We start from the raw sequence: 24,574 nt of genomic DNA on the forward strand, positions 1-24,574 counted from the left end.
GGCCTGTTTCGGCCGTTCCGGCCCTATCGCCTTCGAGGAATCGCATTTGGATACGCTGCTTCATTTCGTCAACCTTGTCCTGCATATCGACGCCTTCCTCGGCGATTTCATCCGGCAGTACGGCGCGTGGGTCTATCTCGTGCTGTTCCTGATCGTGTTCTGCGAGACGGGGCTCGTCGTGTTCCCGTTCCTGCCGGGCGATTCGCTGCTGTTCATCGGCGGCGCGTTCGCGGCGACGGGCGAAATGAACGTCGGCGCGCTGATCGTGCTGCTGCTCGTCGCGGCGATCGCCGGCAACACCGTGAACTACCTGATCGGCCGCTGGGTCGGCCCGAAGGTGTTCAATACGCATATCCCGGTGCTCGAGCGCTTCCTTGACCGCGCCGCGCTGCAGAAAACCCACTCGTTCTATGACAAGCACGGCGGCAAGACGATCGTGCTCGCGCGCTTCATCCCGGTCGTGCGTACGTTCGCGCCGTTCGTCGCGGGCGCTTCGTCGATGAGCGCCGCGCGCTTCCAGCTCTTCAACGTGATCGGCGCGCTGGTGTGGGTGCTGCTGCTCGTGCTGCTCGGGTATTTCTTCGGCAACATCCCGTTCATCCGCCAGTACCTGAACGTGATCGTGCTGGTCGGGATCGGTGCGGCGATCGTGCCGGTCGCGCTCGGCGCGGTGTGGAAGCTGGTGCGCGGGAAGCAGTCGGATAACGCGCAGAAGACGGGCGGGCGTTGAGCGGGGGCTTTGCTTCAGTCAATAAAAAAGCGTGGCGGGTGCCACGCTTTTTTTTCGTCCGGTGCCGCCGTCATGCGCTGCGATGCAAGAGCGGTGTTTCGGGCGTCGGGTATTGCGCGTCGCGGAACGTCTCGAGGATCACGCGGTTGGTGTCGCAGTACACCTGCCAGTAGTTTTCCGGTTGCGTGGACGGGCGCACGAACAGCAGCGGGCCTTCCGGCGTGAACTGCAGCACGCCGACGTCCGGCGCCGGGCTGGTCAGCACGTTCGGGATCTGCTGGATCGACGCTTTCAGGCGGTTGATCGCGTCGACCGCATCGACGCCGTTCGCGATCTTCGCGGTCAGGTCGACGCGACGATACGACGTTGCGCTGTAGTTGGCGATGTTGTCCGAGAAGATCTTGTTGTTGCCGACGATCGTCACGATGTTGTCCGGCGTGACGATCGTCGTGCCGAACAGGCCGAGTTCCTTGACCGTGCCCGTGACGCCACCCGCGTTGATCACGTCGCCGATCTTGAACGGACGCAGCACCTGCATGAACACGCCAGCGGCGAAATGCGCGAGCAGGCCGCCCCAGGCGGTACCGATCGCGAGGCCGAGGCCGGCGAGCAGCGCGGCGAACGAGGTGGTCTGCACGCCGAAGATCTGCAGGATCGCGAGGATCAGCAGGATCGTCAACAGCACGCCGACGACGGAGGTCAGGTAGTCGGTGAGTGTCGGGTCGACCTTGCCGCTGCGGCGCACGACCTTGCCGAGCAGGCGGGTACCGATGCGGATCGCCCAGCGGCCGACGAACCACAAGACGATCGCGGCGAGGAGGTTGAGGCCGAAGTCGAGGCCGCGGGTCATCAGGAATTGCTGGGCGGTGGCGAGATCGATCATGCGTTCTCCGAAGTCAGGGGTAGAAAGGGCGGCGCATGCACCGGGTGGGTGGCGCTTTTATAACCCGAGCCGGGAGGGGCGGCAACCTGTCTGACACTGCTTGACGTAATGGAAAACGGGCAGGACGCGGGTGCGTGCTGCCCGTTGGAGACGTATCTGGCGCGCGGCTGTGCACGGCGCGCGAGCCGGATTTTGCCGTGATTACGACGCTGCGCGGCCGTAGGTGTCTTCGAAGCGGACGATGTCGTCCTCGCCGAGGTACGCGCCAGACTGGACTTCGATCAGTTCGAGTGGGATCTTGCCGGGGTTCGTCAGCCGGTGGGTCGCGCCGAGCGGGATGTAGGTCGACTGGTTCTCGGTCAGCATGATTTCCTTGTCGCCGTTCGTGACCATCGCCGTGCCCTTGACGACGATCCAGTGTTCGGCGCGGTGGTGGTGCATCTGAAGACTCAACTGCGCGCCGGGGTTCACGATGATGCGTTTGACCTGGAAGCGGTCGCCTTGGTCAATGCCTTCGTACGAGCCCCACGGACGGACCACGCGGCGGTGCGTGACCGATTCGTGGCGGCCTGAGGCGTTGAGCCATTCGACGATTTTCTTGACGTCCTGGGCCTTGTCGCGATGCGCGACCAGCACGGCGTCGGCGGTTTCCACGATCACGATGTTGTCGAGGCCGAGGGCGGCAACCATGCGGTGTTCCGCGCGGATGTACGAGTTCTTCACCGCGTCGGTGAAGATGTCGCCGATGAGCGCGTTGCCCTGATCGTCTGCGTCCGCGATGTCCGCAAGCGCGCTCCACGATCCGATATCGTTCCAGCCGAGGTCGGCCGCCGCGACGACGGCTGCGCGCTCGGTCTTTTCCATCACCGCGTAGTCGATCGAGACGTTTGGGCAGGATGCGAACACGTCAGCGTCGAGACGGACGAAGTCGTTGTCACGCTTGGCAGACGAAATGGCAAGTTCAGCCTGGCGGGCAATCTCGGGTGCATGACGGTGCAATTCCTCCATGTACGTGGAGGCCTTCAGCATAAACATGCCGCTATTCCAGTAATAGTTGCCATCCGCGACGAAACGTTCGGCGGTAGCCGCGTCAGGTTTTTCGACGAACGCCTCTACTTTGTAGACTTGTCGGCCGTCGACAATGGCCGGACCACGGTGAATATAGCCGAAACCAGTATTGGCTTCGGTCGGCGTAATACCGAAAGTGACGAGATACTTGTCGTCCGCGATTGCAGCCGCCTCGATGGCGGCCGAGATGAATACCGGTTCGTTGAGAATGACGTGATCCGACGGCAGTACCAGCAGTAGCGCGTCGGGCGACTCGTGCATTGCGAGCAGTGCAGCGATTGCGATTGCGGGGGCGGTATTGCGACCTACCGGCTCAAGCACGATCGACGAAGGCTTGATGTTGACCTGACGGAGTTGTTCTGCGACCAGGAAGCGCTGTTCGTTGTTGGTAACAACGATGGGTGCCGCCGCGTGGGGAATGTGTTGAAGGCGGACTGCCGTCTGCTGGACAAGCGTCTGATCGCCCGTCAACTTCAGGTATTGCTTCGGATAGCCGCCGCGCGACATCGGCCATAGGCGGGTGCCGCTGCCGCCGCACAGAATCACTGGATGAATATTCATTTAATTTCCCTCGCGTTGCGTGTTACTTCGATGATTGATTCAAGCGTGCCCTCTCTGTCACACCAGTCCGTGGCCCGGGCTGATAGGGTATGGAGGGGGGGCGATGATGCATGTCCCGGTCCATATCGCCAGAGCACATGTTTGATGACGTTTCGGCTCCATCGAAACATCTTCAATGGAAGGCGAATCGGGTTGCCCCGTATCGGCTCGAGTTTCCGGCTCGCGCCTGGAGCGAGTGCGGCGACGACCGCTTCTGGCGTCGTATAGATGCGCAGCGCCCAGTCGAAATAGACCGGATAGCGGATCAGTGCACCTGCCGTCAGCATGTCCAGGTTAAGCGTGCGCGTTCGCCAAGGCAGTGGCGCCAGCGCATCATGTGTCAGTCCCCATCCGGCGTAAAAGGGTAGGCCGTACGTGAAAACCGGCTTGCCGCGCAGCAACGCGTCGAAGCCAGCAAGCGATGACAGCGTATGCACTTCGTCGGCCATGTCGATCAGCGACAGTACGTCGGCTTTGTCGTCCACGATATCTGCATCAGCGGTGCCGATAACTCCTCGTCGGTTACCTGACAGGACGTCGGGATGCGGCTTGTATACGACGAATGCTTCGGGGCGGCGCGCGCGCACTTCACGCAGCAGTTCGTCGGCCGTGGTGATGCCGCGAGTGCCGAGCTGGATCGATGCGTCGTCGGCAACCTGGCCAATGACGAGCGCGACTGGTCGGCCTTTCGGCGCCGTCCAATTGACCGGTCGTCTACCCAGATTGTATTTGGTCACGCCACATTCGATGATGCGGCGTCTCAGGTTAGCGGCCCGCTGGAGTTCCGTTTCATCGAATTGCGTATCGTTGAGAATCGCGGTGAGGTCGCTCGGGCGAGTGGCATCGAAATACAGGCCGCATCGGTCGAGTACTTGGCTATGCGGCGCGCTTATGTCGGAGCCGAGGCCCGCCGAATGCAGGAAGCCGTCTTCGATCCGAATGCGGGGGGTACTGGCGGGCAACGAGTGTTCATTCCGGCCGCCCCACAGGGCCGCGTATTCGGTCTCGGCTAGTTGCCCTGTATCGTGCAGCCAGCGCAGTGCGCCGCCGCCTGCCAGCAGGAATGGGGTGGCGAAGGGGCGCTTCCAGTATTGGAACCGCATGCCGGCGATGTGTCGCAGGTCGGCATAGCGTTGGCGAACCGCTTGCTGCAGTTCAAGGCAATCGAGTATCGCGTCGAGTGTGCCGGGGCCGTGAGTCACGGGGTCCGGATATTTCGCCATGCAGACGAAAACTGCCTCGAATAGCGCAGCGAGCGTGGGGCGCGCAGTTCGGTGGGGCAAGTCGATGGCGTCGTCGGATAGCCCCCAGCCGGCATAGTACGGCTGCCCGAACACGTGCAGCGTGGCGTCGGCCAATAGCGCGTGCATGCCTTCGGAGGCGCTGACCGTATATACGTGATCGACGTGGCGCAACGCATTACACAAAGCGCCGTCCGTGTCGATGCGCTTGCATGCGGGCAACGCGGCTGTGCTGAGCTCGGACAGCCAGCGTCCCGTGCCAGCATCACCTGAACGCGCAAGCCAGAATTCCGCGTCCGGATGTGCGCGTTGCGCGGTGTCGACCATGCGCTCGAATGCGCGTGCTGCGTGACGTTCCCGGTAGGCGCCAAATCCTCGTGATACGCGGCGCTGATCGATCAGCAAGACGCGGGGGACAGCGCCATGCTCGCGCAGCGCTGCTGGGCATGCCCAGGACACCTGCCGCGCCGGCGTGGCGCCAATTTGTGCGACGCGCGCCATCAGTCGCGTCGTAGCCGCGAGGTTCTGCGCATCCGGATAGTGCGAAAGGTGGGCGTTCAATGCGTCAATGAACGACGTGAAGCTCGTGCACGGAACAGGTGGTTCGATCCACGATAGCGGTAAGGCACCCGCTTCGCGTGTCGACCAGACTGGGCCTGGAAGGTGCGTCGCGCCCCGCCGTAGGTAAGCGCGGCTTGAAACGCGTGCAACGTGGAGGGAAGTCGATGCTGCACGCATGGTCAAGCCAGTCCCGAGAGGAAGGCGTCGATCCGGTCAAAATGATTCGACCAGGTCGGCGGCCGGAAGTCGCGGAGGCGATTCATCTGCGCTGCGCGCTCGGGACTGTCGGTTTGCGCATAAGCGTTGATGCGGGCCAGCCAGCCGGGGCCGTCAAGCGGATCGAGGTAATCAGGGATGTGGTCTGCGATTTCGCGGAATACGTCGAGATCGCTTGCCAGTACCGGAACGCCCGCGCCGAGTGCCTCGATGAGCGGCATGCCGTAGCCTTCGACAAATGACGGGAACACCAGTGCACGCGCATGTGCGATCCAGGACTGCAATGCTGAGTCGCTGCAGTCGGGCACTTCAATCACGGTGTCGCGCAGCGTGTCGCAGCGTTCGAGCATGTCGATGACGTTCTCGCATTCCCAACCTCGTCGTCCGATCACGACGAGCTTCGGGGCGTCGGCACCATGAAGCTCCACCAACCGTCGCCACACGTGCATGATGAACCAGTGGTTCTTACGTGGTTCGATCGTGCCGACTATCACAAAGTAGGGCGCTTGGAGTGGTGGCGGGCTATCCGAACGCCCATGTACACCAGGTGCGAGATGCGCGATGACGTGAGGTGGCAGCGGCAGATTGGCGCGATGCGCTTCATCTGTCAGCGAGTCAAGCGTAAAGCGGGAGTTTGCTATGAGGCCGTCCGCATGCCGTAGCGTTGTATGGATGCGCCGCCGATGCGTGTCACCGACGCCCGGCCGGCAGTACTCGGGATGAGTGATCGGAATCAGATCGTGTACCATGAATACGGTACGAATTTGATATTGTTTCAGTATCTGATAATAACGTGGATACTCCATGCCATTGTGACTGGTATGCAGTAATACGCCACGCCTCATATGTGTGCTGTCGAAGCGGCTCAACAGGCCACGTGCGACGAGGCCACGTATTTCATGCTTGCTGCGTGCTGAAGACATGAGCCACGAAAACACCCGTTTCGAATCTTTCTCCGTTAAAACACGAAGAAAGCCGCGTTCGCTGAGTACGGCGCGTGCATTGGTGCAGTATCGTTGAATATAGGCGAGTCCGACCCGGTCGACGCCTGTTGGAAGCTGCCCGTTGTAGAGCCGAGTCAAGAGACGACTCACATCAAGAAAAATGGTCGACACGAAAGTGACACGCGCGTTTGTTAGCTCGCAAGATTCTATCGCGCGTCAACTCGCACGCATTTTTTTCTTGCAGCATAGCATTCTACCCGACCTCGTGCGACAATTCGCGATAAATTCGTATCTTCTCTCTGTCATTACATGCAGCGTCTGTCATTGGGTTCGTTGGGAATCGTGTGCGCTTTGGGCGCATTTGCATTGGCGGGATGCTCCAGCATTCCAACATCTGGTCCGAGCGCCGCGCAGATCGGCCAAGCATCGAAAGGAGTCGACGCGGTTGCGACAGGAATTCAGGTAGTCGATCTCACCGATGGCGTCGCGCGCCAGCTACTCGCGGAGCGTCGCTCCGGGGATTTTGCGAGCGTCCTCGGCGATGGTGCGCTGTTCCGTCAGCAACTCGGCATCGGCGACACTATTGAGGTATCGATATGGGAGGCTCCTCCCGCCACACTGTTTGGTGCGGGCGTGGGGGATGCCCGTACGGTCGGTTCGAGCAATGCGCGCGTGACCGTGCTGCCCGATCAGGTGATCGACGGGGACGGTTTGATCAACGTGCCGTTCGCGGGGGCGGTCAAGGCGGCTGGGCGCACGCCCAGCCAGCTGCAGCGGGATATTGCCGGGCGCTTGAAGAACATTGCGCACGACCCTCAGGTGCTCGTCAAACTGTCAAAGAATGTGACGTCGTATACGACGATTGTCGGCGACGTGGTGAACAATACTCGCATGCCGTTGACCGCGCGTGGCGAGCGCCTGCTGGATGCGCTGGCGGTCGCAGGAGGCGTGCGGCAGCCTGTCGACAAGATTACGATTCAGATCACTCGAGGCAATTCGGTCACGTCGTTGCCGCTTGAGTCGGTGATCAAGGATCCGCGTCAGAATGTCCCGTTGCGAGCCGGTGACGTGGTGACGGCGCTGTTCCAACCTTACAGTTTCCTGGCGCTCGGTGCGACCGGCAAGAATCAGGAAATCAACTTCGAGGCGCAGGGCATCACTCTCGCGCAGGCTCTCGCACGCTCGGGAGGCCTGCAGGATTCGCGCTCCGATGCGCAAGGCATCTTTATCTTCCGTCTCGAGGATGCCCGTGCACTGCAGTGGCCGACCTCACCAGTCCGGACCACCGCCGACGGCCGCGTGCCGGTCATTTACAGGGTAAATTTGCGCGATCCCAATTCGTTTTTTGTTGCGCAAAGCTTCATGATGGACAACAAGGACTTGCTGTACGTATCGAATGCGCCGATTACCGAATTGCAGAAGGTCCTGAATCTCGTTTTCTCGGTCGCGTATCCGGTGGTGACCGGGGTGCAATCTTTCAAATGACAACGATCTGATCTGCGCACCATGAGCATGATCTGAGGGGCGCACGCGACGCAATGCATGAATTTGGTGCATGGCGCGACGTTCTCATATTACACATGACATTAAACACTGGGGTTTGACAGTGCGCCTGTTTATTTGCGATCCGGTTTGCGTGCAGCCGTTCGGCCACAATGTCGTCGCGCTTAATTATTTTGCTAACGCATTCCGGCATATTTTCGATGAAATCATTCCGCTATGCAGTCGATTGCTACCGGAAAAGACGGTGAAGCAGTACGGCTTCGCGCCGTTGTATGACTTCTACTATCACGATTACATTGCGGTGCCTCGTCGTGGCGGCGAAGATCACGCGCTGTTGTCGCATGGCTATGCGGATCCGCTTGAAGCGCAGGCGACCGAAGATGCGCGGACGCTGATCAGCCGCTACGCGCTCGGCCGGGACGACACGCTGTTCTTTCCGAGTCTGGACATCTACGGCGTTATCGGTTTGCTTAACGCGCTTGCCGAGCAGCCCGTCAACAGGCAACCCCGTATTTTCCTGCGCTTCATCGGGGTGATGGAGAATGCATCGCATACCTATCGCGACCCGGAAATCGAACTCGTTCGCCGGCTGATCGTCGCGGCCGAGAACGGCGCGCGCCTCGCGCTGTCCGCCGAGACCCCGAAACTGGCAGATCGCCTTGCGAGCATGCTTGAGATGCCGGTTGCAGTGACGCCATATCCTGCGATCGGTGAGGCATTCCCATATCCGAAGAGCGGCCCGATGACTTGCTTCTGTCCGGGGTCGGCGCGCTTTGACAAAGGCGTCCTGCATCTTTTCGAACTGTTTTCATCGATCCGTGCGCGGGATCCTGATCTGACGATCCGCTTCGTTATGCAGAGCCTGCCTGATCGTGAGGCGGCACCTTTCCAGAAGTACTTGTCACAGTTGTACGCGCTGCCGGGCGTCGATGTGTTGCCGTCGATGATTTCGGAAGAGGACATGCTCGCGCACTATCGTAAGGCGTCGGTCGTGCTGCTGCCGTACGATCACACGGTCTATAAATGGCGGGGTTCGGCGGCGCTCATGGAGGCGGCGTGTTTCGGTCGTCCCGTGGTATCGCTTGACCACATGTCGTTTTGCGACCAGATCCGCTACTACGCGCTCGGCACCGTGTGCGGTTCGCTCGGCGAGATGGCGGACACCGTCTTGTCACTCGCGAAAGAGGACCGAAACCAGATCGCGCAGCGTGCGTTGCAGGCTCGCCATCGATTGACGGCCGACATGGACGGTACTTACGATAAATGGTTGCAAATCGCCCTATGAAGATCCTTTTCGTCGATCACATCTTTCATCAGAAAACGCGCTCGAGTGAATTCTTCCGTTCGTTGCTGAAGCGATTCTTCGATGTCCGGACCATCTATGTCGATCCCGACGATCCCGCTCGCCTTCTTGAGGGGCTTGGCGAGGGTACGCGCGATCTTGTCGTGCTGTGGCAGATGGATTATCTCGCGCCGATCTTTCTTGCGATGGGATTGCGGGTCGTTGTGATTCCGATGTATGACGGCTCGGCCAACATGCCTGATGTTCACTGGCTGTGGGCGAAGCAGGCCCGTTTCGTTAACTTCAGCCGACAGATCCATGCGAAGGTGACGCGATGCGGTTCGGAATCGCTGCTGGTCAAGTATTTCAAGCCACCTGTTCGCGAAAACCAAATCAAGACGTTCGACAAGTTGAACGTTCTGTTGTGGCAGCGACGTCCGGAACACGGCATCAATCTGCACACCATCGAGCGCTTACTGGGTGACCAGATCAGCACGCTGCATGTGCACGATACGCCGGATGACGAACTGATCGATTCGGCGCCCTACCTGAAACCGACCCTGTCCAGCTACGCGCTGACCACGTCGACGTGGTTCAAGTCGTCTGGTGAATATGCGCGTCTGCTCGATGCTGCGAACGTGTTCATTGCGCCGCGCCGCTCGGAAGGGATCGGCATGGCATTTATCGAGGCGATGAGCCGGGGTTGCCTGGTGTTCGCGTCGGATGATGCGACACACGACGAATACATTGCGAACTGGGTCAACGGGGTGCTATTCAATCCGGATAATGTAGGCCACGTGGAAATGCATGGGCGCGAGGCCGGACTGGGCCGCATGGCGTGGAAGACCGCTCAGCAGGGCTACGAGCGCTGGCTGGCGGCCGAGGCAGAGATCGTGGAATTCATCCGGACGACGCCCAAGCCGGTATTCGATAAGCGTCCGGATCCAGCCGACTTCGCCCGCTCACTGATCGCGCACTATGAAGCAGGGATCGAGCAGTACAAGTCGTTCTTGATGAGCAACATGCACTATCTCGACGTGCTCTACGACGATGAAGTCAGCTCGCGGGTGCTCGAAAACGGTATGTTGTCAATGCAACGCATCGATGCGCGGAGCGCGGTCGCGAAGAGGCATCTGCAACGCGCTACCTCGATGCCGTGGCTCGAACAGAACCGCTTTGACCCATCGGTGCCGGGCAGCGGGCGATATGTGATGGAAGGCAATTTCCACATTGAAGACGATTGCGCGTGGATTGCGGGCGACGGCTTGACCTTCGGTTTCGCGCTAGACCCATCGCTGGGCGTGACGGACTCATTGCGTGTGAGTTACCGTCGCGTTGACGAACAGGCTGATGGCGCACAGTATTTGCTGATGCTGAACGGGTGGTCGATTGGTATCGGAATGTTGAGCGACGCCGAGGGCGACCTCGTTCACACCGTGCCGGCACACACACTTAAACGTAACAACGTGCTGCGAATCCAGATCCTTCGCTCCTCCGATAAGGGCAGCGCACCCGCGCGCGGTCTGTGGGGTCTCGCGGGCGTTGAATTTGCGTGACGCATAACGGAATGGAACGGGCATGATCAAAAGGATGTTCGGCTTTCGTGATGGCGCCAGCGAATGGATTCGTTCGGCCGATCGCGCGCGCGACGAAAGAAACTGGAAGGAAGCGGCGCTTCTCTATGAGAAAGCTGTGTTGGTCAAACCCGGGCTGACGGGGATCTGGGTGCAACTGGGCAACATGCGCAAGGAGAGTGGTGACCTTGCGGGTGCGGAGCAGGCCTACTTGACCGCGTTAAAACTAGAGCCGACCGTGTCCGACACTGCGCTGCAAATGGGGCATCTGCATAAGGTGTGTGGCCGGAGCGATGCCGCCGCTCAATGGTATGTGAAGGCGCTGAATCTTGACCGGAACAACGTTCACGCGCGGCGCGAACTGGGTGCCTTCGATCCCGCCATGCTGCGGAACGTGTTTGCCAACGTCGACGATGCGACGCACACGCAGCCTATCCAGTCGGTGTGGTGGGACTGTTCGGCGCAGCACGCGTTTCGTGAGGGGCGTACGGAGTTTTCGGCAGAAGCACAGTGGTTTCATGATCTCGGCCGGGCGTTTGCGGACGTTTTCAAGGTACAGCCCGTCGTGTTTGATGTGACGAGCGGTTGGTTCCATCAATACGCGTTCGATGTGACCGCATCGCCGGGCGCCCCCGTGTTCGTGCCGCCTCATGGCCATGCTGCGTGGGTGACGAGCGTGTCCGTCGCACCTGCCGTGAGCGAGTGGGTCCGGCATCTGGCGGCGGTCCGGCGGCATGCCCGGATGTCCGTGATCGGCATCGTGCGCGCGAATTGTGACACGTCGGGTTCCGATTCCGCGCATGGGGCCAGCGAACTCGACAAGCTGCGCCTGCTGGCTCGACATGCGAATGTCTTGCTAACTCGTCCCGGTTCAGACCGGGATTGGCTTGAAGGCCTTGTGCGCGAGACCTCGCGGACCCAGGCTGGCGTCGCAACGATTGAACGTGTCGCACCCATGGTACTTCCGGTCGTCAAGCGGGCGCTTGGCACGGGGGTAATCGTGCTGGCGCCGGAGCGCGTCCGTGATTGGCACGCGCTCGACGCGCAGATCGGTATGCTCAAGGATCCGCCGCAGGTGGGCGTGGCGGACCTGCCGTGCGGGGGAGAGGCTTCCGTGCCTCATGGCCGAGATTCATGCACCCCCGTTCGTTCCGAGGTGGCGTGGTCGCAAATCGCAAACGGCGAAGTCGCAACGCTCCTGATCCCGGAGCACAGGTCGGATGGCGAGATCTGGGCGGCGCATGCATTGCGTGGCGGCGCGACAGTGATCAGCCATGCGCGGCATCGAGGGGTCTTCGATACGCTTGGTGCCAACGTGCGCTATTTTTCTGCGGCAGCGGATGGGTTCAGGGCGGCTTCGGAGCTCGAGGGTGCGGATGTGAGTGCCCCCCTGCTCGCACCATGGAGCGCTGCGCTCAAGCGACTGGTGGCGGATCCTGCTGGCGATTTTCGCGGCGCGGAATCCGTGGCGCTACTCGATTACGGTATGTTTTATGGCTTCGAGCGGATGAGGGCGGGACATCGTCAGTTTAGCGAGGCAGATGGGCTCGAGATGCTGACCGGCGAAGGCTGGGGCATGACCCATTCGTTTGGCACGTTCTTGGCGGCTAAGCAGGCGAGCGTGGACTTCCGTCCGACCTTCGACGTGCGGGATGACATCATATGTCGTTTTGCAATTCACGAGGTGGCGCCTGCGGAGAATGGACGTGACTGGCGTGTCGTTCGGACCTTTTGGCACACGTGCGATGCTGCGCCGAAGGAGCATGAGCGCGAATATGCGCAGCAGCGCTACGTGGCCGTGCTCGACGTTGCGCAGCTGCCGGCACGACTGGCGAGCGATCGGCGCTATGCTATTGGTGGCATGGTCGCGTTTCCGCGCGAGCTGGATCACTATTGGCATGAATGCTTGGACCGGATTTCGCGGAGCGTCCACTCGTTCAGGAATGCGGTCGACTATCGTTGGCTCGACTGAGTGGTGGATTACCAACCTGACACCCGGCGCCCGTGGCGCCACGCAAGGAATCAATCGCAATGCCGTCTATCATGGTGGATGCCTACAACCTGAGCCTGGAAAAGGGCACCGGGGTGGCGACATATGGGCATAACCTCTGTCATGCGGCCAAACAGCTCGGATACCAGGTCGGCGTGTTGTATGGCGGCCGTTCAACGCGTTCGCGCAATGCACTGCTGAGCGAGGTGGCGTTCTTCGATGCTACCGTTGCACGCCGTCCATCGGTCGCTGACATACCTCGCATGCTGGGGCGGGCCATGGTGTCGCCCTATGGGTGCCGGGTCGATGAAGTGCCGATTTCCGGGCGGGTGATTTATGACTCGCTCAAGGCGCGCCTCCCGCAGTTCGATCGTCTGTGGAACAGCTCAGAACTCTATAAGCGCGCGCATCGTTCGTTTCGCTGGTTCGGCGCATTTGCGCGAGTTGACCTGCTCGGTACGGACATTGCCCACTGGACCTATCCGTTGCCGATTCGCGCGCATGGCGCGCGGAATGTCTATACGCTGCACGATCTAGTACCGTTGCGCTTGCCGCACACGACGCTCGATCACAAGCGCCGTTACTACCGGATGTGCAAGGAACTCGTCGACACCGCAGATCACATCATCACGGTGTCCGAAACTTCGCGGCAGGACATCGTCAACCTGCTCGATGCCGATCCCGCTAAGGTGACCAATACGTTCCAGGCTGTCTCGCTGCCACCCGGGGCGCTTGAGCGTAGCGATGAGCAGGTCGAGGAGGAGCTGCGGGGCCTATTCAATTTGCCGTTCAAGGGTTACTTTCTGTTTTTTGGCGCGGTGGAGCCGAAGAAAAACCTGAATCGGCTGCTGGAAGCATATTTGGCCTCCGGTATCCGGACTCCGCTTGTGCTGGTCGGTGCACCAGGCTGGAAATCTGAGGACGAACTACGCTTGCTCAAGATGTTGGCATCGTTACCGGGCAAGGTGCGCGAGCGAGTGCTGCGGCTCGAATATCTGCCGCGCCAGTTGCTGGTGAGTGTGATCAGGGGCGCAAAGGCGACCGTGTTTCCGTCGCTGTATGAGGGATTCGGATTGCCGGTGCTGGAGTCGATGCTTTGTGGGACTGCAGTGATTACGTCGCGGGTCGGCAGTCTGATCGAGGTGGCCGGCGACGCGGCGTGCTACGTCGATCCATATGACATCCGTTCGATTGGTGCTGCGATGAAGACGTTGGAGTCGGATGACGCGCTGCGCCTGTCGCTTGAGCAAAAGGGGTTGATCCAGGCGGAATTGTTCAGCCCAGAGCGTTATGCGCAGCGGGTGCAGGCAGTCTACCGGTCGCTGCTGTAATCGGGTGGCGGTGCCGCGTACTGCTCAGGCTGGCGGCGGATCTGCATAGAACGCATAGGCTGCGTCGATGGAGTCGAACGTTTGAAGCTTTCCGCCAACTAGCACTGCGGCATGGTCGCAATGCTCGCGAATATAGCCGGGGTCGTGGCTGACGATAATGAATGACCGGTCCTTGCGCTTCACGAAGAGTTCGTCGTGGCATTTCGCATGGAACCGGCTGTCGCCCACCGCGACGATTTCGTCGATCAGAAAACACTCGAAATCGATAGCCATCGAGATCGCAAACGCGAGGCGTGCACGCATCCCTGCCGAGTACGTCTTTACGGGTTCGCGCAGGTAGTAGCCTAGTTCCGAGAACTCCTGGACGAAGGGCTCGGCGAGCGTCGGATCTGAGCCGTAGACGCGGCAAATGAAGCGCAGATTGTCCATCCCGGTCAAGCTGCTCTGGAACGCGCCGCCGAACGCGAGCGGCCACGATACGCTCATCAGGCGTCGAACACGCCCGGTGGTCGGCAATTCAGCCCCGCTGATCATGCGGATCATCGTAGATTTGCCGGCGCCGTTTCGCCCAAGGATACCGATTTTTTCGCCGCGACGAACATTCAGATTGATACCATCGAGCACCTGCCGCCAACCTTGGCGCGTGTGATAGCCTTTGCCGAGATTCACGAGTTCAATCATTCCGGCTCCACGCGCTTGCCTGCTTCGCGGACCAGGAACAGGCCAACCAAAAGAAGCACGATATCGACCGCGCACAGGAACGCGAAATCATATTTCGGCCTGACCTGCGCGCCAAAATAGCCGCCACGAATCATTTCCGTGCCGTGCACCATGGGGAACCAGTAGACCACTTTCTGCGCTAGCGGGGGAAGCCAGTTGACCATGAAGAGTGCACCGGAAAATGGGAAAAATAGATAAGAAATCGTATGCCACACGCGTTCGACCGTCTCGCTGCGCTCGCTTAGCGCGCCGACTGTGAACCCGAGTCCGATGCCGAAGAGTGCAAGCAGCACCCAGCCAACCAGCATGGGTCCGAGATCGACGGGCGGCGCCATCAGGCCCATCGTCATGAATAGCAGCATCAGAAACACGAAGGACGTGGTTGCGCCGGCGATCTCGAGCGTGACGCGTGCCCAGAAGAGGTCGACGACGCGCACGTTGCGGTGATACAGCAGGCTTTGATTGGGTAGAATGGCGAGCGCGCAGCGATTGGCGCAGTTTCGCCACAGCAGCACCGACGAATAGCCAGTGACCGCGAATGCAGTGATCGGCAGATTGGATCCGTGCGTGGCCTTTGTGGCGGTCCACAATGCGGTCACGCCGAGTGTAAACAGCATCGGTTCGAAAAACACCCACAGGAAGCCGATGTTGTGCCGACCGTAGCGTGTCAGGATTTCGCGCATGAGTAGCGCGCCCACTACGCGTAGTTGAATACGCAGTGAATTCAGGAAAGAGCCTTCAAGTTGCATGGCTGTCCCGTTCCATGAGCGCATGACAGGTGTCTCTATGTTGCATCACGACCTGATTTTTTGAATCCCGGTAGGTCACGAATGTGTGACAGAAAAATGTAGCCAGTGAAGTCGGCAAAAAAATACCGCCAGCCGGGCAGTGCGGACCGCGATACGTCTGGATGTGGCAGGGCGACTTTATTTGCCGGCTCGACCCGGACGCAAGGCGCACGTCGGATGCACATTTTAGGGTATCGCGGGGGCTTTGAGAATCAGATCGAGCATTTTCTGTCGTTCCACCGCGCGCGAAGGGGCGCGAAGCAGTCAGTGTCAGATACCGTTATGCGTAGGAGTTTTTTTGTGGCGCTGCGTTGGCTAAGCGTTTAGCATCACGTGTCTGCGCCACGAAATGAAATGAGGATGCTCGTTTTTGGTGGTTCGTTGTAATCGAGAGGTGCGCGAACGGGGGAAGCCCCGCGCGTGAGTCTGTTGCCATTAATGTTGAAGCGAAAACGATGAGTAAAAAGGCACTAATTACCGGTGTTACCGGACAGGACGGATCTTATTTGGCGGAGCTGTTGCTCGAAAAGGGTTATGAGGTGCACGGCATCAAGCGGCGCGCTTCCCAGTTCAATACGCAGCGGGTCGATCACATCTACGAAGATCCACATACCGTCGATCATCGCTTTATTCTTCACTACGGTGATTTGACGGACTCGTCGAATCTCATCCGCCTCCTGGAGGACGTCCGGCCGGACGAAGTGTATAACCTGGGCGCACAATCTCATGTCGCGGTCAGCTTTCAGGCGCCGGAATACACGGCGGACGTCGATGCGCTGGGAACCTTGCGACTCCTGGAGGGCATTCGTCTGCTGGGGCTCGAAAAATCCTGCCGCTTCTACCAAGCGTCGACTTCTGAGCTGTATGGCCTCGTTCAAGAGACCCCGCAACGTGAAACCACGCCTTTCTATCCGCGCAGCCCGTATGCAGTGGCGAAACTCTACGCATATTGGATTACGGTGAATTATCGTGAGGCTTACGGGATGTATGCGTGTAATGGCATCTTGTTCAATCACGAATCGCCGAGACGCGGTGAAACATTCGTGACGCGCAAGATCACGCGCGGCCTTGCGAATATTGCGCAAGGACTCGAAAAGTGCCTGTACATGGGTAATCTCGATTCATTGCGAGATTGGGGGCACGCGAAAGATTACGTGCGGATGCAGTGGCTGATGCTGCAGCAGGAGCAGCCTGAAGACTTCGTTATTGCCACCGGCCTTCAGTATTCGGTGCGCGAATTCATGGCAATGGCGGCTTCCCGGCTCGGCGTCACGCTGGAGTTCTCTGGCGTGGGTGTCGATGAAGTCGGCACGGTGACGGCAGTGACGGGTGAGCATGCCCCGAGCGTTAAGCCGGGCGATGTGATCGTGCGCGTTGATCCGCGCTACTTCCGGCCGGCCGAGGTCGAGACGCTGCTCGGTGATCCGTCGCGTGCCGCCAATAAGCTCGGCTGGGTGCCGGAAATCACGCTACCCGAGATGTGCGAGGAGATGGTAATGGAGGATCTTAAGATCGCGAAGCGTCAGGCGCTGCTGATCGAGCACGGCTATCCGGTGCCGGTGTCGCTGGAGAGCGGTGTATGAGCGGTGATTGCAATCAAGTCATCTTTGTCGCGGGACACCGTGGCATGGTGGGTTCCGCGATTGTTCGAAGGCTGACGTCACTGGGCTATCGCAATTTGGTCACGGCTACGCATGCCGAGCTGGATCTCACGAGGCAGGCTGACGTCGAGGCGTTCTTTCGCAGGCACCGTATCGACCAAGTATATCTCGCGGCAGCGAAGGTCGGGGGCATCAAGGCAAATCACGACTATCCGGCGGAGTTCATTTACGAAAACCTGATGGTGCAGGCGAATGTCATCCATTCGGCGCATCAGGCGAACGTCGACAAGCTGCTATTCCTCGGCTCATCGTGCATTTATCCCCGAATGGCTGAGCAGCCGATGGCCGAGACGGCATTGTTAACGGGGACGCTCGAGTCGACCAACGAGCCGTACGCGGTGGCGAAAATTGCAGGCATCAAGCTGTGCGAAAGCTATAACCGTCAGTACGGGCGCGATTATCGGAGTGTGATGCCGACGAACCTGTACGGACCGCATGACAACTATCATCCGGAGAACAGCCACGTCATTCCGGCGCTGTTGAGGCGTTTCCACGAGGCAGTGAACGCGGATGCGCCCGAGGTGGTTATCTGGGGCAGTGGTACGCCGATGCGGGAGTTCCTGCATGTCGACGACATGGCAGCCGCCAGCGTGTACGTGATGGAGCTGGACACGCCGACCTATGCGGCGAACACGCAGCCAATGCTGTCGCATATCAATGTGGGTACGGGCGTTGATTGCACAATCCGAGAGCTGGCCGAGACAGTCGCCAAGGTGACTGGCTATCGCGGCCGCCTGGTATTCGATGCGACCAAGCCGGACGGCACGCCGCGCAAGCTGATGAATGTGAGCCGCTTGGGCTCGCTCGGCTGGATGTCGACGATCAGTCTCGAGGATGGTCTGCGTGGCAGCTATCAGTGGTTCCTGGACAATCAGGACCGCTATCGCTCCTGAGCGCCGCGCGGGAGACGGCGCCAGTTCGGTTACCGACGGGCTGGCGTCGGAACATCGTGATTAGCGGAAATAGGCCTGAGTGTTCGGGTGGACTGTTGCATCTGCAAGGATATCCCCCGAATGCATCCAGCGATATGCATCGTGCTGTTCATCGGGCAGGGACAAGAGATTCGCCGGATGTGGAAGGCGGTATCCGAGCACGACGTAATGGGTCGAAATATCGGGTGTGCCGCTGAAGTTGTCTTCGTACAGGTGTTCGTACACGCCGAGCAGTGTCGCACTCTCGCGCGTGACGCCGGCGATCCCGAGTTCCATTTCCACGATGCGCTGAAACGCGTCGTCAAGACGTTCATTCTTGCGGATGCGGCCACCCGGTACGAACCAGAAGTGTTGGGCGGGCCGGTTGGTGCGCTGCCCAAGCAGATAGCCGCCAGCATCGTCGCCGACGATCAAGTCGATCGCGACGAGGGGGGTGGCATCAATAACTTGCAGGAATGTTTTGGTCGGAAGCAGTGAGTTCATGTTGCAGGACTTCGGTAATGGTCGGGGCGGCGGCGTGCTGGGATGCCAGCACAGATGAAATGGCGGCGTCGAGTCGGTGGGTAAGCTGGTCGACGATCATTGCCTGCGACATTTCGTAGAACACGGGAGCATCACCATATTCCAGTGCCAGCGCGCGATACTTGGTCTGCTCATTCTGAATGAACGGAATGATCGGACGTCCCAGTACGTGCGCGATCGTGTGCATGTGGAAGCGCTCGCCCAGGAAAAGATCCATTGTTGCGCATTCCGTAATTAGGCGCTCCACGGTCGTCGCGATACTCCGACATTTGATACGGCCTTCTGATGCGGCGAACAGCAGATCGGCCTTTGCAAAGTCGTTTTGATTGTGTGACGACATGTGCGAGCAGAACGGAACGTAGTGGAAGTCAGCGGTGCCGTGGTAACGGTGCGCAAGATGAGCGTAGATCTGCTGCAGGTGATTCGAGAATGAGGGGTCGTCGATAAAGCGGGTGCTGGCGATGTTGATGCCCACCCGGAGTCGTGCGTTTCGCGGGGGAGTCGTGGGACTCAGCCGAGCACATGCATAGTCCTGCTCAAAAGTGGCCGTTGGGCAGTCCAGCAGGCGGTGCGCAAGGTCGAGGGAGTCATGTTCGCGGAACGTCACTACATCCGCGATCCGCATCAGATGCCGCGATGCATCCATCGCGTAGTGGAAGCCGTGCAGGCCGACGCGCCGCAGTTCGACGCGTTGCCCCAGCCCTTTTGCAATGAGGGCGATGACGAGTAGTTCGTAGATGTGTTCCTGCGACCAGAAAATGCCCCCGCCGCCGAGGATCACTCGGTCATGTGCGCCGAGAATCGCTTGAGCGTTGCGAAAGAATGTGTCGAACGCAATGTACTCGATCCGTCGCTCGATGAGCGGCTGACCATAAGCGACGACCGTCGCGTTCGCATCGATATCAAGCATCGAGGCGAGAATGAGGTCATCTCCGAGATTGCCCGCTCCGAAGCCGCCGATTAAAATAGTTTTCACGGTATCTTGCCTGAAAATACTGGTCCGTCGTGTGCAACAGTGTTTGGTTAGTCGTTGTGTTCGCGCACGCCGGCGATCAGGAGACTCAGTACGCCCCAGGTGATCATGCCGAGCGCGAATACGATGACAATCGATTTGAGCCGCTTCGGCTCGACGGCGATGTCAGGCTGGTTGGCTTGTACTAGGCGTTCGAGGTACAACTGCTTGCGCTGTGCCTCGGCGCGAGCGTTTTCGAGCGCAGTCATGGTCGATGCGAGCTGCTTGTTCGCAAACTCTGCGTCGAGCTGCAAGCGCGCATAAGTGGCAGCCTTGTTGGAGAGAGCTCCTTTGCCACCCGTGACGTCGCCCGTCGACGCCTGGATCTGCTTGTCCAGCGAGGCGATATTCGTTTTCAGTACCGGAATCTCCGGATTCTGCGGTGAAATCGCCAGCAGCTGCTGCAGTTGAGCCTGTGCTGCGAATCTCTGCGATTGCAGGTTGGTGATCTGTTGCAGTTGCAGCGCGGATTGTCGGTCGGGATCGAATACGGTGTTCGAATTTCTGTAAGTCGCGAGCGCGGCAGCCGCATCCTTCGATTTCGCCGCGGCGACGTCGACCTGCTGTTGCGCAAAATCGACAGAGTCTGCCGCTGCTCGTGAGTTCATCCGATTGATCAGCTGTTCGCTGAGCGAAAGCAGCGAGTTGTTGATCTCGCGGGCGCCTTCAGACGTGAAGGCGCGCACCTGCAGCGTGGTGATCGATGAGGTCGGATCGAAGTCGACCGACACGACGTGTTTATCGTAGTACTTCCACAGCGCTTCGAAGCTGTCGTCGAGGCTGCGATGGAAGCGACTAAGGATATCGCCGTGATCGCCGTACGCGTTGGCGATGCGGCCGTTCTGGTTGAGTGCTGCGAGTGCGTCGCGCGACTGTATATAGTCGATGACTGGATAGGTGTCGTCCTGGGCGCGCGAGAAGCCGCTTCCCTGCAGTAATGCTCCGACCAGGCTTACCTGGCTCTGGCGTTGTGGGCTACGAACCACAAAGCGCGACTCCGAAACGTAGACGTCGGATGCGATTGCGCCGAAATAGACAATGGCGATGGTCGTGGGAATGACGACGGTCGCGGCGAAAAGCCGATTGATGCCTTTGAGCCGGTCAAACAAACTGCGTTTGGCCTCGGGCGAGGCTTGCATGCTGCCAGGTGCGTTTTCCAACTTTCGTCTTCCATGCCGATTGGTTTCTCTGTGACGCCGAAATGACGACGTCAAGAGAGTCAGATGACGGTCTGTTACAGCGGCTGGCGCTGTAATAGACACGTCTGAACGTGTCCGTCTAGAGGCGGCTGATTATAGCCAGTGACAGTTAAATTCGCCATCGCGTGGCGCTTTTTGGAACAGCCAGTATTCTTATCCTGACCGTGGTGTTATATTTGCTCCCCTAGAAGGGGGCGTTCTCGCCCACAGTCCGGCGTTTATTAAAAAGGCTTGCCGCACGTTTCCGCTGACAGGTGTGACCTGCCGCCGTGACAGCTGTTTCGTCGATCACGTTTCCGATGCCTCGCTCATTTCTTGTGCTGCAAGGCACGGCTTCCCCATTTTTCAGTCACCTGTCGCGCGCATTGACCTCGCGTGGACATGATGTCCGTAAAGTGAATTTTTGCGGCGGCGACGTATTGTATGATGATACGAACCGGTCGCTCGACTATAGCGGCCGGATTGAAGACCTGACGGATTGGTATGTGGCACGAGTGCGTGCGGATTCGGTTACAGACGTCGTCATGTTTGGCGATTGCCGGGACATTCATCGCGACATGCATGTGGTGGCGGGCGCAAATGGCATCCGCGTGCATGTTTTCGAAGAGGGCTATATTCGCCCATACTGGCTGACGCTCGAGCGCTATGGCGTGAATGGTCGCTCGCTGCTGCCGAAGGATCCAGTTTGGTATCTTGAGCAACGCGCGGTGACGCCATCCAGCCGGCCGGGGCAGCCAACCGGCTACAACCTGTATGAGCGAGCCTTTCACGACATTCGTTATCGCGGCGCTAACGTATTCTATGGGAGCCGTTTTCCTCATTACCGTAGTCACCGCCCGAGAAACGGTGCGGTCGAATACGCAGGCTTGGCGTGGCGGATGCTGCGCCAGCACGAATACGAAAGGCAGGCGAATGACGTCACTCGTGACCTGTTGGGTGCCGCGCGCCAGTATTACCTGTTCCCGTTGCAACTAAATTCCGATACACAAATCACGGTTCATTCGCCGTTCAATGGCGTACGAGACGCGATCGAAAAGGTGCTGCGTTCGTTTGCGCGGCATGCGCCGGCAGATACCTGGCTTGTGATCAAAAATCATCCGCTCGATACAGGTTTGATCGATTACCGGCGCTTTGCGCTCGATCTTGCGAACGAATTGGGGATGGCGGACCGGTATCGCTTTGTCGACGCGGGACACTTGCCGACCCTGCTCGAGCGTGCCCGTGGCGTCGTGGTCGTCAATAGTACGGTGGGGTTGTCGGCGCTGCACCACGGACGTCCGCTGATCGCGCTCGGCGATGCAATCTACGCGATGCCGGGGTTGACCTGGCAGGGTGGACTGGACGAATTCTGGAGGGGTTGCGTACCTCCGCAACTGGCTCTCTATCAGGCGTTTCTTGACTACGTGATGTATCACACGCAGATCAATGGCGATTTCTATACGCGTCAAGGTATCGCAATGGCAACCGCAGGCGCGGTTCAGCGACTCGAGGCCGAGCATGGCTAGTGTGCACCGTAATGTCGTTATTACCGGCGCCAGCGCCGGGCTCGGCCGTGCGCTCGCACTCACCTATGCGCGGCCGGGCGCGACGCTCGGGATCGTGGGGCGCAACACCACCGAGGTCGATATAACGGCAGCGGCCTGCCGCGCGAACGGTGCGACGGCCGAGGCGGGCACGATCGATGTGCGCGACGCCGCGGCCACTGCCGCGTGGTTGTCCGATTTCGACGCTCGTTATCCGATCGACCTGCTGATTGCGAACGCGGGTCTGGCCAGCACGATCGCCGACGCGAACGATTGGGAAGGCCTCGAGCGCACCGCCAGCGTCATCGACACGAACCTCTACGGAACGTTGCATACGGTCCTGCCGATCATTGACCGGATGCGCGAGCGCAAGCGAGGTCGAATCGCGATGGTAAGTTCGATCGCTGCGTTGCGCGGCATGGCGATCTCGCCCTCCTATTGTGCGAGCAAGGCCGCAATCAAGGCCTACGGCGATTCCGTACGCCCACTGCTGGCTCGCGATGGTGTGGGGGTCACGGTTATCCTGCCAGGCTTCGTGAAGACGGCGATGAGCGATGTGTTTCCCGGCGAGAAGCCGTTTCTCTGGAGTGCAGAGCGTTCGGCCGCATACATTCAGAAGCGCCTCGACTTGGGTCGCAGCGAGATTGCATTCCCGGGATTGCTTGCGTTCGGCATGCGGCTCCTGTCGCTCTTGCCCGTTGCGATTGCCGACGCGATTCTCGACCGTCTGTCCTATCTGCCACCGAAGGACCGCGTCAATTGAGCGCATGTCTCGTCGTGACGTTGGCGGCCACCATCGCGCTGTCGTACGCGGTCGACGCGATCGCAGTTCCGCGTGCACCGATACGGCGGCCGTGGCTGTCGTCAGTACTTCATATTCTTTCCGTACTCTTCATATTCGACTTGGTGTTCGCTGCCACCTCGCGACCGCTGTTCTCGGCCGGCGCGTCGCTCGCGCTCGTCGGTCTCGTCGCCGCGGTCAGCAATGCGAAGTACGAGTCACTGCGTGAACCGTTCGTCTTTACCGATCTGAGCCTTTTCAGCCAGTTGTTTTCGTACCCCCGTCTTTACCTGCCGTTCTTGAGCGTCGACAAGGTCGTCGCGATCGGTGCCGGCATCGTGTTGGTGATCGCTGGCTTCGTCGTCGAGCGACCGGTGTCGTCAGGCTCTCGTGCACTGGCGTGGTTTGCAGCGGCGCTGCCGTTCACGCTTGCCGTGCTGTTGGCTGCACGCGTGCCGCTCACGCTTGATCCGGATGTCGACCAACGGAGAAGCGGTTTTTTTTCCGTGTTCGTTGCCTACCTGCTCAATGGTCTGCGGCCCGCCACGTTTAGGCGGTTCAATGAGGTCATGGCGGCCGGCGCGTTCGCAGCCGGCAAGCCGGTGCAGCATCGGGACGTGATCATGATCCAGAGCGAATCGTTCTTTGATGCGCGTCGACTCGGCGAAGCGGTCGCCCCGGAACTCTTCAGGAATTTCGATGAAGCGCGTCACGAGGCGGTTCGGCATGGCGAGATGACGGTGCCTGCGTGGGGCGCAAACACGATGCGAACGGAATTCGCGGTGCTGACTGGCATTGAATCATTGTCGCTCGGGTATGCGCGATTTTACCCTTACGCATTTGTAAGAAAAAAAATTACCTCACTTGCATCGTGGTTTGCTCGTTGCGACTACGAGACAGTGGCGATTCATCCCTATTACGCCGACTTCTTCGGACGGAATCGTGTATTCCCGTTGTTTGGTTTTACGCGTTTTCTTGATATTCGACATTTTTCGTCGGCGCCACGGGCAGGGCCTTACGTCGCAGATGCGGCTGTCGCCGGCGCGATCATTGCGGAACTGGAGGCGGCGGGCGAGGAGCGGCCGCGCTTCATTTTCGCTATGACGATGGAGAACCACGGCCCGCTTCACCTGGAGCAGGTTTTGCCTGGGGAATCGTCTTCGCGGCATACTCTTGGCGAAGACGAGTCTTGGCGCGACCTGACCGCATACTTGCGGCACATTGAAAATGCTGACGCAATGATCGGGCGCTTGCTCGATTACTTGCGTACCAGCGATCGTGAAACAGTCGTTTGCTTTTACGGCGACCATGTTCCCGCGTTGCCTCATGTGTTCCAGAAGCTGGGCGTCACACCGCAAACCAGCGACTACTTCATTTGGCGGAATTACGGCGCAGATACCCCCGAATGCCGAAATCTGGCGGCCGAGGAACTCGGATCGGCACTGCTGCATGTGGTACAAGATGACGGAAACCGCACGAAACAGCCGTGCGCATCCGAGAAAGCGACATAAAA

The 24,574-nt window shown here is 59.5% G+C and carries 20 protein-coding genes; 11 read left to right on the forward strand and 9 right to left on the reverse strand.

Going from position 1 to position 24,574, the window contains the following annotated elements; genetic code table 11:
- The first annotated feature begins 46 nt into the window (after positions 1-46).
- Positions 47-730 (forward strand): DedA family protein, encoded by a 684-nt coding sequence (locus tag PQB87_RS04030; protein ID WP_059487168.1) that lies wholly within the window; start codon positions 47-49, stop codon positions 728-730.
- 70 nt (positions 731-800) lie between these two features.
- Here PQB87_RS04030 and PQB87_RS04035 read toward each other — a convergent pair whose 3' ends face one another.
- The 4 genes from PQB87_RS04035 to PQB87_RS04050 form a co-directional block, all read right to left on the reverse strand.
- Positions 801-1,613, reverse strand: a complete 813-nt coding sequence (locus PQB87_RS04035; protein ID WP_059649556.1) for a mechanosensitive ion channel family protein — start codon at positions 1,611-1,613, stop codon at positions 801-803.
- Between the two features lie 201 nt (positions 1,614-1,814).
- Positions 1,815-3,242 carry a mannose-1-phosphate guanylyltransferase/mannose-6-phosphate isomerase gene (locus tag PQB87_RS04040; protein WP_489242586.1) on the reverse strand — a complete coding sequence of 476 codons (1,428 nt, stop codon included), beginning with the start codon at positions 3,240-3,242 and terminating at the stop codon, positions 1,815-1,817.
- Positions 3,239-5,083: a capsular polysaccharide export protein, LipB/KpsS family gene (locus PQB87_RS04045; protein ID WP_489242587.1), complete on the reverse strand. Its 1,845-nt coding sequence runs from the start codon at positions 5,081-5,083 to the stop codon at positions 3,239-3,241. Before PQB87_RS04045 ends, PQB87_RS04040 begins: the two co-directional genes overlap by 4 nt.
- 179 nt (positions 5,084-5,262) lie before the next feature.
- Entirely contained in the window at positions 5,263-6,414 is a 1,152-nt protein-coding gene (locus tag PQB87_RS04050; RefSeq protein WP_489242588.1) for a glycosyltransferase family 4 protein, read from the reverse strand.
- 138 nt (positions 6,415-6,552) lie between these two features.
- Between PQB87_RS04050 and PQB87_RS04055 the strand changes: the two genes are divergently transcribed.
- From PQB87_RS04055 to PQB87_RS04075, 5 genes are all read left to right on the forward strand, one after another.
- Positions 6,553-7,728 carry a polysaccharide biosynthesis/export family protein gene (locus PQB87_RS04055; RefSeq protein WP_489242589.1) on the forward strand — a complete coding sequence of 392 codons (1,176 nt, stop codon included), beginning with the start codon at positions 6,553-6,555 and terminating at the stop codon, positions 7,726-7,728.
- A gap of 70 nt (positions 7,729-7,798) precedes the next feature.
- The gene (locus PQB87_RS04060; protein ID WP_489242590.1) at positions 7,799-9,031 is read left to right on the forward strand and encodes a glycosyltransferase; all 1,233 of its coding nucleotides are present in this window, start codon (positions 7,799-7,801) and stop codon (positions 9,029-9,031) included.
- On the forward strand, positions 9,028-10,584 hold the full coding sequence (locus PQB87_RS04065; RefSeq protein ID WP_489242591.1) for a glycosyltransferase: 1,557 nt from the start codon (positions 9,028-9,030) through the stop codon (positions 10,582-10,584). The genes PQB87_RS04060 and PQB87_RS04065 overlap by 4 nt, the downstream gene beginning before the upstream one ends.
- A 22-nt stretch (positions 10,585-10,606) precedes the next feature.
- The gene (locus tag PQB87_RS04070; RefSeq protein WP_489242592.1) at positions 10,607-12,574 is read left to right on the forward strand and encodes a tetratricopeptide repeat protein; all 1,968 of its coding nucleotides are present in this window, start codon (positions 10,607-10,609) and stop codon (positions 12,572-12,574) included.
- Between the two features lie 59 nt (positions 12,575-12,633).
- A complete protein-coding gene (locus tag PQB87_RS04075; RefSeq protein ID WP_489242593.1) occupies positions 12,634-13,923 on the forward strand; it encodes a glycosyltransferase family 4 protein in 1,290 nt (429 codons plus the stop codon).
- Between the two features lie 24 nt (positions 13,924-13,947).
- On the opposite strand, the gene PQB87_RS04080 is transcribed toward PQB87_RS04075, so the two are convergent.
- Positions 13,948-14,604, reverse strand: coding sequence for an ABC transporter ATP-binding protein (locus tag PQB87_RS04080; RefSeq protein ID WP_489242594.1), 657 nt, complete (start codon positions 14,602-14,604; stop codon positions 13,948-13,950).
- A complete protein-coding gene (locus PQB87_RS04085; protein WP_489242595.1) occupies positions 14,601-15,392 on the reverse strand; it encodes an ABC transporter permease in 792 nt (263 codons plus the stop codon). Before PQB87_RS04085 ends, PQB87_RS04080 begins: the two co-directional genes overlap by 4 nt.
- Positions 15,393-15,886: 494 nt before the next feature.
- On the opposite strand from PQB87_RS04085, the gene gmd reads away from it, so the two are divergent.
- Both gmd and fcl read left to right on the forward strand, forming a co-directional pair.
- Positions 15,887-17,014: a GDP-mannose 4,6-dehydratase gene (gene gmd / locus PQB87_RS04090; RefSeq protein WP_489242596.1), complete on the forward strand. Its 1,128-nt coding sequence runs from the start codon at positions 15,887-15,889 to the stop codon at positions 17,012-17,014.
- Positions 17,011-17,985, forward strand: a complete 975-nt coding sequence (gene fcl, locus PQB87_RS04095) for a GDP-L-fucose synthase (protein WP_489242597.1) — start codon at positions 17,011-17,013, stop codon at positions 17,983-17,985. Before gmd ends, fcl begins: the two co-directional genes overlap by 4 nt.
- A 60-nt stretch (positions 17,986-18,045) precedes the next feature.
- Here fcl and PQB87_RS04100 read toward each other — a convergent pair whose 3' ends face one another.
- The 3 genes from PQB87_RS04100 to PQB87_RS04110 are packed head-to-tail and all read right to left on the reverse strand — an operon-like array spanning position 18,046 to position 20,718.
- On the reverse strand, positions 18,046-18,498 hold the full coding sequence (locus PQB87_RS04100) for a GDP-mannose mannosyl hydrolase (protein WP_489242831.1): 453 nt from the start codon (positions 18,496-18,498) through the stop codon (positions 18,046-18,048).
- Complete coding sequence (locus tag PQB87_RS04105; RefSeq protein WP_489242598.1) at positions 18,464-19,522, reverse strand: polysaccharide pyruvyl transferase family protein; 1,059 nt, start codon at positions 19,520-19,522, stop codon at positions 18,464-18,466. The genes PQB87_RS04100 and PQB87_RS04105 overlap by 35 nt, the downstream gene beginning before the upstream one ends.
- A gap of 47 nt (positions 19,523-19,569) precedes the next feature.
- On the reverse strand, positions 19,570-20,718 hold the full coding sequence (locus PQB87_RS04110; RefSeq protein WP_489242599.1) for a KpsE/RkpR family capsule polysaccharide export protein: 1,149 nt from the start codon (positions 20,716-20,718) through the stop codon (positions 19,570-19,572).
- Between the two features lie 338 nt (positions 20,719-21,056).
- Here PQB87_RS04110 and PQB87_RS04115 point away from each other — a divergent pair, with 338 nt between their 5' ends.
- From PQB87_RS04115 to PQB87_RS04125, 3 genes are read left to right on the forward strand one after another with little or no spacing between them, the layout of a single operon-like run.
- Positions 21,057-22,262 (forward strand): capsule polysaccharide biogenesis protein, encoded by a 1,206-nt coding sequence (locus tag PQB87_RS04115; protein ID WP_489242832.1) that lies wholly within the window; start codon positions 21,057-21,059, stop codon positions 22,260-22,262.
- Positions 22,255-23,043: an SDR family NAD(P)-dependent oxidoreductase gene (locus PQB87_RS04120; protein ID WP_489242600.1), complete on the forward strand. Its 789-nt coding sequence runs from the start codon at positions 22,255-22,257 to the stop codon at positions 23,041-23,043. Before PQB87_RS04115 ends, PQB87_RS04120 begins: the two co-directional genes overlap by 8 nt.
- Positions 23,040-24,572 carry an LTA synthase family protein gene (locus PQB87_RS04125; RefSeq protein ID WP_489242601.1) on the forward strand — a complete coding sequence of 511 codons (1,533 nt, stop codon included), beginning with the start codon at positions 23,040-23,042 and terminating at the stop codon, positions 24,570-24,572. Before PQB87_RS04120 ends, PQB87_RS04125 begins: the two co-directional genes overlap by 4 nt.
- The last annotated feature ends 2 nt before the right edge of the window (positions 24,573-24,574 follow it).

The sequence above is a fragment of the Burkholderia sp. KL41 genome (assembly GCF_057005415.2).